Annotated in this window: 12 protein-coding genes; 3 read left to right on the plus strand and 9 right to left on the minus strand. The window is 45.5% G+C overall.

What is annotated here, in order from left to right; translation table 11 throughout:
* The 7 genes from V3S16_RS09815 to V3S16_RS09845 all read right to left on the minus strand — a co-directional run.
* Positions 1 to 490, minus strand: a 490-nt coding sequence (locus tag V3S16_RS09815) for a GAF domain-containing protein (protein ID WP_413884508.1), incomplete at its 3' end; no start/stop codon positions are given.
* Between the two features lie 11 nt (positions 491 to 501).
* The gene (locus V3S16_RS09820) at positions 502 to 1,659 is read right to left on the minus strand and encodes a response regulator (RefSeq protein WP_413884509.1); all 1,158 of its coding nucleotides are present in this window, start codon (positions 1,657 to 1,659) and stop codon (positions 502 to 504) included.
* A 329-nt stretch (positions 1,660 to 1,988) separates the two neighbouring features.
* The gene (gene ispH, locus V3S16_RS09825) at positions 1,989 to 3,719 is read right to left on the minus strand and encodes a 4-hydroxy-3-methylbut-2-enyl diphosphate reductase (protein ID WP_413884510.1); all 1,731 of its coding nucleotides are present in this window, start codon (positions 3,717 to 3,719) and stop codon (positions 1,989 to 1,991) included.
* A gap of 226 nt (positions 3,720 to 3,945) precedes the next feature.
* Entirely contained in the window at positions 3,946 to 4,137 is a 192-nt protein-coding gene (locus V3S16_RS09830; RefSeq protein ID WP_413884511.1) for a CooT family nickel-binding protein, read from the minus strand.
* A 133-nt stretch (positions 4,138 to 4,270) separates the two neighbouring features.
* Positions 4,271 to 4,792, minus strand: a complete 522-nt coding sequence (locus tag V3S16_RS09835; RefSeq protein WP_413884512.1) for an NYN domain-containing protein — start codon at positions 4,790 to 4,792, stop codon at positions 4,271 to 4,273.
* Positions 4,793 to 4,847: 55 nt separating this feature from the next.
* Entirely contained in the window at positions 4,848 to 5,750 is a 903-nt protein-coding gene (locus V3S16_RS09840) for a ParB/RepB/Spo0J family partition protein (protein WP_413884513.1), read from the minus strand.
* On the minus strand, positions 5,750 to 6,523 hold the full coding sequence (locus V3S16_RS09845; RefSeq protein WP_413884514.1) for a ParA family protein: 774 nt from the start codon (positions 6,521 to 6,523) through the stop codon (positions 5,750 to 5,752). Before V3S16_RS09845 ends, V3S16_RS09840 begins: the two co-directional genes overlap by 1 nt.
* 486 nt (positions 6,524 to 7,009) lie before the next feature.
* Here V3S16_RS09845 and V3S16_RS09850 point away from each other — a divergent pair, with 486 nt between their 5' ends.
* Positions 7,010 to 8,413, plus strand: coding sequence for a M48 family metalloprotease (locus V3S16_RS09850; RefSeq protein ID WP_413884515.1), 1,404 nt, complete (start codon positions 7,010 to 7,012; stop codon positions 8,411 to 8,413).
* A gap of 38 nt (positions 8,414 to 8,451) precedes the next feature.
* Here V3S16_RS09850 and fusA read toward each other — a convergent pair whose 3' ends face one another.
* Together fusA and V3S16_RS09860 are read right to left on the minus strand one after the other, a co-directional pair.
* Positions 8,452 to 10,485 (minus strand): elongation factor G, encoded by a 2,034-nt coding sequence (gene fusA, locus V3S16_RS09855; protein WP_413884516.1) that lies wholly within the window; start codon positions 10,483 to 10,485, stop codon positions 8,452 to 8,454.
* Positions 10,482 to 11,054, minus strand: a complete 573-nt coding sequence (locus V3S16_RS09860) for a GerMN domain-containing protein (protein ID WP_413884517.1) — start codon at positions 11,052 to 11,054, stop codon at positions 10,482 to 10,484. Before V3S16_RS09860 ends, fusA begins: the two co-directional genes overlap by 4 nt.
* Before the next feature lie 237 nt (positions 11,055 to 11,291).
* Here V3S16_RS09860 and tmcC point away from each other — a divergent pair, with 237 nt between their 5' ends.
* Together tmcC and V3S16_RS09870 are read left to right on the plus strand one after the other, a co-directional pair.
* The gene (tmcC, locus tag V3S16_RS09865; RefSeq protein ID WP_413884518.1) at positions 11,292 to 11,948 is read left to right on the plus strand and encodes a TmcC family electron transfer complex membrane anchor subunit; all 657 of its coding nucleotides are present in this window, start codon (positions 11,292 to 11,294) and stop codon (positions 11,946 to 11,948) included.
* Between the two features lie 473 nt (positions 11,949 to 12,421).
* Positions 12,422 to 12,822 (plus strand): cytochrome c3 family protein (locus V3S16_RS09870; RefSeq protein WP_413884519.1); only part of this gene is annotated, 401 nt, incomplete at its 3' end.

Consider the following 12,822-nt stretch of genomic DNA (forward strand, 5'->3'; position numbering starts at 1 on the left):
CTGTCAGGCGTTGATTTTCAAGAGCACCGATGACATGCCCCGCTAAAATTAACAGGGATTTCTGTTCCTCTTGGGGAAAATAATCCTCACCGATCTTATCCGTTACCGCTATGATACCAATAACCTTATTTTTGACTATGAAAGGTGCCAGCAACAAGGCGCATCCTTCATAGTGCTCAAAACGCGCCGGAAAAATATCACTGGTGGAAATATCTTCGACATACAAAATATCTTTATGTATGCAAACCCAGGAGGAGGGAGATTCCTGATCGAGACTTTGCTTTATGCCGATCAATTCGGTATTGGTCGAGGCCACAACTTTAATGTTCTGAGAGCCTTTCACAAGCATGATAGAGCCGCTTTTGACGCGCATGTGCCGGACAATATCAAGGATAATATGCTGTAGTTTCTCACCGAAATCGAGGTGCTGATCATTAGAGACGGCATTAATTTTTATTAAAACTTCAAGCAATTCTTTAGCATTTGCCATGGGCTGCTTCCTCACATTTTAATACAGCTTTTCAAAAGCTCTTGGGCTTCTTTGTGGTCCGCATCGAGCTTTAACAATCTCTTCAAGGCTTTTTCAGCCCAAATCGGCTTGCCTATAGCTACATAATCCCGGGCAAGGTGGAATTTAATTTCCAGGTTTTCTTCATCGTTCTTTTCAGCTTCAATCAAATATGGTAATGCTTTTTTGACATCACCCACAGATTCCCATGTCTTACCAAGCTTGAAAAGAAGGTCTGGCCGCTGCGGCAGTTTACTGATCAGATCCTCAAAAAGGGAGGCGGCATAATTATGTGCTTCGTTCTCACAACAAAAATCGGCAACTTCCTCCTTTAGCACTAATGGATCTTTCGACAATTTGAAAGCCTGGGTAAATACCTTAATGGCCCGGGGGACCATTTTCCTTTGGATCAGGGTCTTGCCAAAATTGATCCCGCGGTCAAGGTGGCGCGGGCTGATTTCCATGGCTTTTTCAAAGTAATGATGAGCCTCATCGATTTTATCCTGCTTGAGATACAGCTCCCCAAGATTATGGAAAGCAATCACATCCATTTCATTCATCCGGGCGGCCTGCAACAACCACTTTTCAGCCTCTTTTAAGTCATCTTTCTTTAAATGAAAATGGCCCAGTTCACGGATGGCTCGGGATGAATCCGGATCCACTTCCATGGCCAGCTGGGCTTCTTGGATGGCCATATCCAGTTCGCCTTCTTCTTCAAATTCCCGGGCTCTTTTAAGATGGGCGACAATGGGAGGAGGATCGTTGGCCTTGGCAACGACATCGGCAACCTTGTTCTCCAATAACTTGATGGTCAAGGGCTTCAGTATCAAGGCATCAACATAGGACTCGGCCGCCTCGGCCACATAATCTGCGTAGGCCTGGGCCGTAATCATAATTACCGGTATATCCCTTAAAATCCTGTCATCCCGAATAATGCTTAAGGCTTCACCACCTTGCATCTCGGGCATATTGTAGTCCATCAAAATTAAATCGATGGGCTCTTTGCGCAGGAAGCGCAAAGCTTCTTTCCCATTATGAGCATAGAAAAACTGGTCCCCGTACCCGATGGTCTTCATCATGCGATGTATCGATTTGCACATGGTGATGATGTCATCCACGATCAGTACGGTCATCTCGTTTAAATCGATCATAACTGGCTTCCCGTTAATGGCTATTGCTACTTAGTGCTCAAATGTATTTATGGATGGGCACTAATTTAAAAAATCGTTTAATTTGGGTTAAAATAACATAGTCGAATCCGAACTGCAATTACTTTCATTTTGAACTTTGTTCACAACTTACTCCTGGTACCTTTTTAACAGCCTCATACATTAAAAGACCGCCGGAAATGTTTCTTGCCGTCGGCCGTACAGCGAAAGCAGGCGCAATATTCCATAGTGCCATCGAAATATCAAGAAACTAATTTCCTTTGGGGTTAATCAGCGCCACTTTCTCCAGAAATGGATAAATTGATAGAGCGTTAACCAATGAGCGCCGACCATGTAAATGCAACAATACCCGCCATAACAAAGTTGGTTTCCACCAGAAATTCCAGCCGGGTCCCGGGCAGCATATGGCCTCTTTGGTGGGCTGAAAGCACTATAAATACAAAAATGGGGCAGATTGCAAGGGCAAACCCGAGGTTTGACGTCAGGTGCAGGGCACTCGATACTATTAAAGCAGCCAAAACAAAAACGAGCATCGCTTTCAACAAACTTATCGTGCGCTTTTCTCCCAGCAGCAAAGGGATCGTTTCCTTCCCCACAATGCGGTCGCCCTGCGTGTCAAGAAGGTCGAAAAATGCTGTTCTCACAAAGACCAGGCCGATCGACCACAAAAAGACGGCCGCCGTACCCGGACTGCTGCTTGGCCCGGACAGGGAGGGCAGAAGTGCGGTGACGATCCCCCATGCTATTGCAATCAGTACGGTTTTTGAGCCGGGCACATCTCTTATTCTCCGGTACTTGTTGCCGGTAAACCAGCCCGGGATAAATCTCCGATTGTAGGAAAGACCCAAGATGCTCATGGCCAGAAGAATCAAAAACGGAATCACCCCCAGAGTATAGGCGGTCACCAAGCCGGCTCCGCCGGCAATGACAGCAAGCAGTGCAAGCAGGACCATGTTATTATCATAAAATGATGCCCTTTCGGGGTCATTGAAGCGGTCCGCTTTGGTACCTGTCAGATTGTTCAAAATGTGCATGGACTGAACATAAAGTATAGATATGAGTACATGGGGAAAGAAGTTGGCAATTCCCAGAAGTTTGGTACAGGCATAGGAGAGGCATCCGGCCCCGATGGATACATAAATGTTTGTGAGTAGGAGAGTGCGCTGGATGGTAATAAGCACCCTGCGCCAGCTTTGCTTTTTGGTATACGGCAGTATTTCAAGGGTTCGGTATATTCTGTTGATGATCCAGTTGGGGGTGGAGGCGCCGGCGGTTATCCCGATATTTTTTACCGAAGAAAGGACCTTTGAATCGAGTTCCGATTCTGACTCGATATGAAATGTCGGCTTTCCAGTCTGTTGCGCAATCTCGCTCAGTCGCCTGGTGTTGCCGCTGCTGAGGCCTCCGACGACAATGACCGCATCCACGGCATCGGCCAGTTGCCTTACCTCGGCCTGGCGTTTTGCAGTTGAATTGCAAATGGTATCAAAGATTATATAACGAGGGGATTTCCGGGCGGCCCAGTTTTTTACTTTTTCGAAAAATTGCGTGTTCTGGGTGGTCTGGGCTACAATGATCGCCCTGTCAAAAGGCGGGAGGTATTTCAGGTCATCGAGGCTGTCAACCACATATCCTTTTTCTCCTGCAAAACCGAGCAGACCAATAACTTCCGGGTGATTTTTGTCGCCGATAATGATCGAAGCATAACCCTGTTGGGAGTGTTTGCGGATGATGGTCTGGACTTTTATTACCCGCGGGCAAGTCGCGTCGATGATTTTAAAACCCGCCGCTTTGAGATCTTCTTTGGCTTTAGGCGGAACACCGTGGGCTCTGATAAGCACCGTACCGGAACCGCGATCCGGAATTTCAGGAAGGATGGATATTCCTTTTTCCTCTAAAAGATTCAGAACCTGGGGGTTATGGATAAGAGGTCCATAGGTAAAGATTGGGCCTTCATGTTTATTTGGCGCGTCCAGAACCATTTCAACGGCTCTGCGGACGCCCATGCAGAAGCCTGCATTTTTGGCAATAAATATTTTCATCTTAGCCGTGCAGGTCGTAACGTCTCAATAAGTTAGGGTTTAGAAAATCGTCGGGCTTCAGAATTTTTCAAAAAAGGCGCTATCAAATACGCTATCTAAGGGTGACCAAATATTTATGATTTGTCAAATTATTCGAGAGATTGTAAAACGTTTCGGCAGCAATCACTGATATTTGTGCCTTTGTGGCAAATATTCTTCTGGTTACGATTTTGGGCGATAAACCCTGTTATTCCTGTTCTTTTAGAAATATATTGTGATCTGCCAGTGCAACTGCATGGATGCCGGCCTTTAGGAATTTCTGATCACCGAAGATACTAATCAATCTAACACCGCCATTTTCGGGTTCAATCGTATCAACGGCTTCCATAACCAGTGTTTTCTCATCACCCTGAATCAGGTATGCGTTCGTTTCACACATGTTTGTCTGGCCCTTTTGTTTGATCTCGTAAATAGCCCCCAAAGAGATCTTTTTACGAATTCATTAATCTTTAATGTTAGCGTATTTCAAACAAAAAGCTACTTGATAATTCGGCTTTTTGCGAATTCATTAACTATAGTTTTTGGATTTTAATTCTACTCTTGCGCTGTTTTTTGGAAAGCCGTCTACGAGGCCCTTTTTTTTTGGTTGTAGGCACCCAGCCGCCTTCATTTTCTCTTTCGATACCATTGACATCCATATAGGTTGCCATTGCAATTTTTTCTTCAAATTTTAAAGCGGTTATGGTGGCACACCCTGCGAATGCAGCAAAATTCATAACATCAAGGTCTGAGCTTACAACCAGAGCTTTTTCCTTTTCCCTGGCGGCCATCCTTTTAATGACGCTGTCGGCCGATTCGCCGCTGCGGGAAAACTTAACCTTGATGCCTTTAATCTGGTCTCTGGATTGGAAAAAGGAAGGTGCTTGGGCTCCGTCAAAGACGACGGTTATCTTATGGCCTTTTATTCTTTTATATGCTGCCAGAGTTTCGGTGAGGGTTTCCCGGCCGAGTTGCATGTCCCGGCGGTCGATGGGGCTGAAAAAACTGGATTGGCGGATCAAATTATAGCCATCTATGATAATGTGAATCGACATATAAAATTGCTCCGCGATTTTATGCAACGTCCGCCTTCGGCGGACTTTTCATGGGTTAGATTTTTTTTAATAAGCTTATAACCCGGTCAAGGTCGTCGTCGCTGTAGAATTTTATTTCAAGCGTACCCTTTTGCCCTTGCTTTTTGATCTGTACCCGGGTGCCGAAGCGGCGGGAAAGATCTTCTTCCAAACTTAAAAAGTATCTTTGTTCGGAATCGGTCGGAACCCTTTTCGTTTTTTTCTTCTGTAATTTTAAACGTTTGATTAGACGTTCGGCGGCCCTGACCGAAAGCCCTTTGGCTACAATGGACCTGAAGGCAGAGTTCTGCTGAGCCGGTGTCTCGGCACCCAACAAAGCCCTTGCGTGTCCCATACTTAATGTTCCATCCGTTATGCTTGCCTTGATAGGTTTGGGCAACTGCCGCAGTCTCAAGAAATTGGCAATAGCGGACCTGCTTTTACCGATGCGTTCGGCGGCCTGGTCCTGGGTAAAATCGAATTCGCTGATCAGCTGGTAGTAAGCTTCGGCTTCTTCCAGGGGGTTCAAATCTTGTCGTTGTACGTTTTCGATGATGGACATCACCAGCAGTTCGGAATCAGTGATCGACTTTAAGAGCACAGGCACCCGGTTCAGCCCGACTTTTTTGGCGGCTCGCAGGCGTCTTTCACCGCTGACCAGTTCATAGCCGGTATGGTCCTTTCTGACCAGAAGGGGTTGTATAATGCCCTGTTCTTTGATGGAGCGCGACAGTTCTTCCATCTCATCTTCAGGGAACCTGAGGCGGGGCTGGTAGCGGTTTGGACGGATCAATTCGATGTCGCACTGGAAATATTCTTTGGAACGGTCTTCAATTACTTCGATTTTGGGAATGAGGGCATCAAGGCCTCGGCCCAAAGCCCTTTTTTTGGTTTTTTTTGAACCCGAGCCGCGCCCTTTTTTATTTTCCCCTTTTTCCATTAATTTGCTTTCGAGTGTTGGTTCATGATTTCCTTGGCCAGCTCAAAGTAGCTTATAGCCCCGACCGAAGTAGCATCATAAAAAAGTATTGGTTTTCCGAAGCTGGGCGCTTCTCCCAACTTTACGTTTCTGGGAATTATGGTTTTAAATACCAGGTTTTTGAAATATTTTTCGGCATCTTCCGCGACCTGCCGGGACAGGTTGGTTCTTTTGTCATACATGGTAAGAAGAATCCCGGCAATTTTCAATTTCGGATTCAGATTGTGTTTTATGCGTTTCATGGTTTGCAATAGCTGCCCAAGTCCTTCCAGGGCGTAAAATTCGCACTGCAAGGGTATCAGCATATAATCGGCGGCTGTCAGGGCGTTTACCGTCAGCAGACTCAAGGAGGGAGGGCAGTCAATAATAATATATTCAAACGCATCTTTAAGCTCGGCAAGAAGATTCTTTAAAATCATTTCTCGTTTTGGTTGTGACAGCATTTCGACATCAAAACCGATAAGTTCCACGCGCGAAGGAATGATTTTCAGAGTTTCAATGGCGCTGTTCACAATGAGATTTTTGGCAGCAACTTCCCCCATCATACCATGATATAAGGTGTTATGAATATTGTATTTGTCGAGGCCAAGCCCGGTAGTTGCGTTGCCCTGGGGATCACAGTCAACCAGCAGTGTTCTTTTTTCTGAGACAGCCAGCGCGGCAGACAGATTTACGGCCGTGGTAGTTTTGCCGACCCCGCCTTTCTGGTTGGCTATACATATAATATTGGTCATGACGGTATTTTTAGCATAAAACTTGATGTTTGAAAAGGATATAAGCTATGATAGTCAGCGAACCATTATTTTTATTATGTCCTAAAAAACCTGGTCCTCTGGGCCAGGTCAGAGATATTTGGCTCTGCCTTGGAGTTTTGTGTCTAAAATCACAAATTCCAAGCACCAAATTACAAATAAAATTCAAATTCCAATGTTCAATCGTTCGACCTCGAGGCTCTCGACAGGTGACCAAACCTTCCAGGCCGAGACATTGTTTGGCCTCCGGCCCGTAGGGGCATCGGGCCTACGCCCCGGAGGGATTTTTGAATTTCGGTTATTGTGATTTGTTTGATATTTGATATTTGGAATTTGGAATTTAACTTACTACATTTGAGATAGGTGCACCCTATGGGGTGAAATCAAAGCCTGGTCCTCTGGGCCTCCGGCTCGTAGAGCCTACGCCTCGGAGAGCCAGGATATTTACATAGGCGGCCAGAGGTGTACATGAAATTTTACAGGCATTTATTTGCGATTTGTACCATATTGATATTAATCACCGCTATGCTTTTACCTCCAGGGGCGGCGGGTATAAGCGTTCGAGAGGAAGAAGAACTATCCCGGGAGTTTTTGAAGGTCGTTTTAAAGCAATTTAAATTGATAAAAGATCCGATCATTGTGGACTATGTGAACGATGTCGGTCAAAAAGTTGTTTCGGTCCTTCCCCCACAGCCATTCAAATATCGGTTTTATATTATAAAAAAAGATAGTTATAACGCCTTTGCCAGCCCGGCGGGACATATTTTTATCAACAGCGGATTGATTGAGGCTATGGAGAGCGAGGAAGAGCTGGCGGGCGTAATTGCCCATGAAATTGCGCATGTGTCTTTACGTCATATCTCCAAAAAAATCGAGCGGTCCAAAAAAATTGGCATGGCAACACTCGCCGGTGTTGTCGCCGGTGTGCTGCTGGGAAGCAGTGGGGCCGCAGAGGCGGCCAGTGCGGTAACCGTGGGGACTCTTGCGGCCGGTCAATCAGTTGCGCTTGCTTACAGCCGCGACGATGAAGCTGAGGCGGACCAGGTCGGGCTCGAGCATTTAAATCGTGCCGGGTATAGCGCCCAAGGGTTGCTCGTAATGCTGAAAAAGATGCGCAGCCGGCAGTGGTTTGGTTCAAAACAAATTCCAACGTATTTGCAAACCCACCCGGCTTCAGAAGCTCGGATGGTATATATTGACATATGGCTTGCAAAACATGAAAAAGTTCAAACCAACATAAATCCTTACCCATTTGAAAGAACCCATACCTGGCTGGTTGCTGCTTACGGGGATGAAAATGCGGCCTTGAAACGGTTTGAGTCAGATGTAAAAAATCATCCTGAAAATTCCCTGGCGCATTACGGTTACGGCTTAATCCTGGCAAAGACCGGCAACCGCAACGACGCTATTGACCACCTGAAGGCAGCTTTAGAAAAAAATGCATTTGATCCTTATATTATAAGGGATCTCGGACGCATCTATTTTCTAGATGGTCGCTATCAGGAAGCATTGAATATTCTGCGTTCTGCCGAAAGTCTTGCCCCCAATAGCCCCCAAAGACTTTTCTATCTGGGACGCACTCAAATAGAAACGGGACGGCTAAAGGAAGCCGCAGTGACATTTGAGCAGCTAATCTCAATAAATTCTGAATATTCTAAGGCATATTATTTTCTTGGTGGAACCTATGGTAAGCTGGGCAGGCTGGATTACGCTCATTATTACCTGGGTATCTATTACAAAATGGATTCAAATTTTAAGAACGCTGCTTTTCACTTGAAAAGGGCTTTGGAAACGATGAATGATCCGGAAAAAAGGGCCAAAATTGAAAAAATGCTGATTGGGATCCGTAAAGATAAAGCAAAATCGCGTTAGCAGGAAAAGACGTAAATAAAATTTTTCTTTCCGCTCTGTTATTTGCGGTCAAAATGGGAGAACTGCATGCTAAATGTTCCTCGGCCCTGGGTAGCGGAGCGCAATGCGGTTGCGTAGCCGAACATATGGGCCAGAGGAACAGAGGCCTTGATGACCTGCTGGCCCATTTTGTGCTCAATCGATTCGATTTTGCCGCTGCGGGAATTAAGATCCCCGATAACCTCTCCCACAAAAGCTTCCGGAACATGGACTTCCACATCCATAATCGGATCGAGCAGAAAAGGCTGCCCGTTTGCAAGGGCTGTTTTGGATGCCATGGATGCACTCACAGTATAGGCCAGTTCCGTGCCCAGGGATTCCTTAAAGGAGCCGCCGGTGAGGACGGCTTCAACATCGACTACCGGATAGCCCATCAAGGCACCGCTTTCCAACGATTCCATCACCCCTTTTTCGATGGCAGGTATAAAAATAGCGGGTATCGTTTCTGCGCTGATTGCGGATCTGAACCGATTTTCGCTGCCGCGCTGCAGAGGTTTCAGTTTTAATTTTACTTCGCCAAAGTGGCGCTGCCCGGAGATTTCCTTGTCAAAGACGGCTGAACCCGCCGCTCCTTTGGCAATGGTCTCCCGGTAGACGACCTGGGGCTTGCCCACATTGACGTTGGTCTTGAATTCGCGTTGCATGCGGCTGATAATAACCTCAAGGTGCAGCTCTCCCATGCCGGATAAGATCGTCTGCCCGGTATCGTCGTCTTTCTTGAACTTTAAGGTCGGATCTTCGGCAATAAATTTTTCCAATACCTCATCTAACTTTTCTTCGTCAGTATGGGTTTTAGGTTCCACGGCCACAGAGATGACCGGTTCCAAAAACTCCATTTTTTCAAGCAAAACCGGTTGATCGCTTGAACACAGGGTTTCGCCTGTCGAAGAATTTTTTAAGCCGACAATTCCGACAATACTACCGGCAGCGGCGGTTTCGATGCGCGCTCTCTTGTTGGCATGTATCCTTAAGATGCGGGTGAGTTTCTCATGTATTTTGCGGCCGGGATTGTATACATTTGATTTGGCCTGCAATTTACCGCTGTATATTCTGACATAGGAGAGTTTCCTTCCATCCATCATGGCTACTTTAAAAATGAGCGCGGCCAGCGGATCGGTACTTTTAGCCCGGCATTCAATGATTTCTCCTGTTTCCGGGTGTGTCCCTTTCATGGAGGGTATGTCGATCGGGCTTGGAAGGAATTGCACAATGGCGTCTAGCAGCGGTTGTATGCCCTTATTTTTCAAGGCACTGCCGCACAAAACCGGAACAAGTTTCAAGTCTATAGTTGCTTTTCGGATGGCGGTTACTATATCTTCCGGAGCAATCGGGACTTCGGATAGATAGGCCTCCATAATTTTATCGTCAACTTCAGCCAGAGTTTCGATTAGCTTTTCATGATATTTTGCGGCAGTTTCAAGAATGTCCGGGGAGATTTCTGCGGTTGTAAAGGACTCTCCTAAATCGTCTTCCTCCCAGACAATCTGTTGCATACGGATCAGGTCGATGATGCCGATAAAGTCGTCTTCCGATCCAAGGGGTAATTGCGTGATCAGCGGATTGACATTCAGCCTCTCTTTGATCATATCTACGGTTCCAAAGAAACTGGAGCCGATCCTGTCCAGCTTGTTGACAAATGCAATTTTTGGAACATGATATTTGTCGGCCTGCTTCCAGACGGTTTCCGACTGGGTTTCCACGCCGCCGACAGCGCAAAAGACACCGATAGCACCGTCAAGCACGCGCAATGAGCGTTCAACTTCGATTGTGAAATCGACATGTCCCGGGGTATCGATGATCTGTATTTCACTTTGATTCCAGTGGCAGGTGGTTACGGCGGAGGTGATCGTAATGCCGCGTTCCTGCTCGTCCTGCATCCAGTCCATCACCGCTTCACCGTTATGGACTTCACCGATTTTGTGTGAACGACCTGTATAGTACAGTATGCGTTCAGTCACAGTGGTCTTTCCGGCATCAATATGCGCGATGATACCGATATTCCGTATGCGGTCTATGTTGCTTGTTTTTTTCATCGTATCAATAGCATGTTGGTCTTAAAGGGAAAACGCAGATCAATATGGCCGGCAAGCGTCATCGATTCGCGTCCGTCGATCAAAATTTGTACGGCATTGATTTCAGGGATGTTTAAAATCAATGAGTTGACAATTGAGAATATGGTCATCTGTTCTGACTGAATACCTCCGGGATGAGCATCTTTTAGTGTTGCCGTTAAATCAACATAGGCCGTTCCGTCCGGGGCAACAAAAAGTGCCCGGAGTGTAGTACCGGCCGGGATTGTGCGCCTAAGCCCTTTTGTGGGTCCTTGAATCAGGGCTGCGATGATGGTTTGGCCGAACTGGACCGGATTGGTCGCATGAGCAAGTTTGCGTTCTTCGGCTATTAAAAACGAATTTTCCTTGTCGGAAAAATATAGTTGCACAACCGCTTTGCCGGCACGCTGCGCTGCCTTGATTTGGGAATTTTGACCGCTGTGGTCTAAAGCCGAAGATATATGGGGTGCACCCGGAATTAACATATAAAAAGTGCCGACAGCCATAATTTTAAAGACTGCAAAAAATGAATGGTATTTTGGTGCTGACATATTTAGTACCTATTGCGAATTCATAAAAATGACATGGTTTATTAAGTCAACAAGCATTATATGTCAAGCAAAGAAGGGGATTCGACTGTATAGAGTTGAAACTTTCGGCCCTGTAGGGCCGAAAGCTTCAATTAAAATAATAGCCTTTGTTAAAAATGAGGATTGACATTATCCCTTTTCTTGACTAAAAAAGACGAGAAATAGCCTTCCTCGATCTCATATCCTAAGGAGACGAAAATGTATCAATTTGTAACCGGGCCGCTGGCCTGGCTGGCCTTTGGAATTTTCTTTGGGGGAATGATTTATAGAGTTGTTTTTATTGTTAAACTCGCCCAAGAGAAGGACAAGCTAGTTTTTAACCACCTGGATCTCAAATGGTCCCTTAATTCTATTTTCCGCTGGTTGGTTCCCTTTGGCAGCCGCAGCATGAGAGAAAAACCTGTTATTACTATAGTGGCCTTTATTTTCTATATATGCCTGCTGATCACCCCCATTTTTCTGGTGGCCCATAATGTCATCCTGCAAAGAAGATGGGGTGTAAGTTTCTGGACAATTTCAGAAAGCACGGCTGATATTTTGACAATTATTCTGATTGCTTGTGTGGTTTTTTTTATTCTCCGGTGCATTGCGCTTCCTGATGTAAGGTTGATTACAACAGCATACGACTATTTGCTTTTAGCCATTGTAGCAGCTCCGTTTATTACCGGCTTTCTGGCTTATCACCAGTTTTCAGGCTATCTGTTCTGGGTCATCGTTCACGTTCTTAGCGGAGAGATCATGCTGATCGCTATCCCGTTTACCAAACTAAGCCACATACTGTTGTTTTTCCTGCCCCGCGCCCACATAGGAAGTGAGATGGGTCAAAAAAGACCCCTAACCCGAATTCAAAATTAAAATACCCTAGATACCAGAGAAAAGATCATCCCGTAAAAGGAAATTTTTACTTTTTACGAGTTCATCAATATTTGATTGGAAAAAAATGTTGCTTTTTCAAAACCGGTATACTATTGATTCAAAGTTAATAAAAAGTTTTACTATAGACTAACACATTGCAGTACAACACTTTGTAGCACTATATATAGCAGCTGATTTATTAAAGAAGTGATATAGTTGCAAAAGCCTCGTTTAATCAAGGAGTGACGATTTGCAGTGTGTACCTATTCGATTCCTTCTCTATTTATTGAAATCTAAATCCTGCAAGCGTATAGTTTGCTCAAGATACATACAGTTGATCACGCAGGCATAGTCATCGCACTCAAGACCTGAAAGTGGGTCCGAAAAATAATATCGGCATCCGATACAAAGTAACAACTAGAAAATTTCCTTAAAAAAATTGTAATAGCTCCATTTTATAAAGAGGTGTATATATGAGTTCATCAGGGGTGAGGCTCATGCAGCAATTGCATCTCATCGTGGCGGTCGTTTTTATTGGCATTCTATTCACATGGCCGGCGTGGTCCCAGGAGGAAGAAGTTCAGGAAGGGATCATGGAACTGAAAAGCAGGGGGTTCAGCCAATACTATCAGCCGCCGGTTAGGTTTGATCACTATTTACATGAAACCCTTCTGCGATGCAGAGTCTGCCACCACGACTTTAATGTGTTCTCTGACAGGAACTTCGGCCAAGGCAGCAAATGCGCCATTTGCCATAAAGAGAAACTAAAAAAGGATATCCCGGTGCCCCTGTTGATGGCCTATCATAAACAATGCATAGGCTGCCATGAAAATTATTTAAAATGGGGTCGTCGCAGCGGTCCTGTTATGTGCGG

This window comes from Candidatus Desulfatibia sp. (assembly GCF_036446775.1).
In the GTDB taxonomy this organism is placed as follows: domain Bacteria; phylum Desulfobacterota; class Desulfobacteria; order Desulfobacterales; family UBA11574; genus Desulfatibia_A.

Coding starts and splice junctions, on each gene's coding strand:
- V3S16_RS09820 (WP_413884509.1), bottom strand. CDS start 1,659: ATGATCGATTTAAACGAGATGACCGTACTGATCGTGGATGACATCATC.
- ispH (WP_413884510.1), bottom strand. CDS start 3,719: ATGAAAATATTTATTGCCAAAAATGCAGGCTTCTGCATGGGCGTCCGC.
- V3S16_RS09830 (WP_413884511.1), bottom strand. CDS start 4,137: ATGTGTGAAACGAACGCATACCTGATTCAGGGTGATGAGAAAACACTG.
- V3S16_RS09835 (WP_413884512.1), bottom strand. CDS start 4,792: ATGTCGATTCACATTATCATAGATGGCTATAATTTGATCCGCCAATCC.
- V3S16_RS09840 (WP_413884513.1), bottom strand. CDS start 5,750: ATGGAAAAAGGGGAAAATAAAAAAGGGCGCGGCTCGGGTTCAAAAAAA.
- V3S16_RS09845 (WP_413884514.1), bottom strand. CDS start 6,523: ATGACCAATATTATATGTATAGCCAACCAGAAAGGCGGGGTCGGCAAA.
- V3S16_RS09850 (WP_413884515.1), top strand. CDS start 7,010: ATGAAATTTTACAGGCATTTATTTGCGATTTGTACCATATTGATATTA.
- fusA (WP_413884516.1), bottom strand. CDS start 10,485: ATGAAAAAAACAAGCAACATAGACCGCATACGGAATATCGGTATCATC.
- V3S16_RS09860 (WP_413884517.1), bottom strand. CDS start 11,054: ATGTCAGCACCAAAATACCATTCATTTTTTGCAGTCTTTAAAATTATG.
- tmcC (WP_413884518.1), top strand. CDS start 11,292: ATGTATCAATTTGTAACCGGGCCGCTGGCCTGGCTGGCCTTTGGAATT.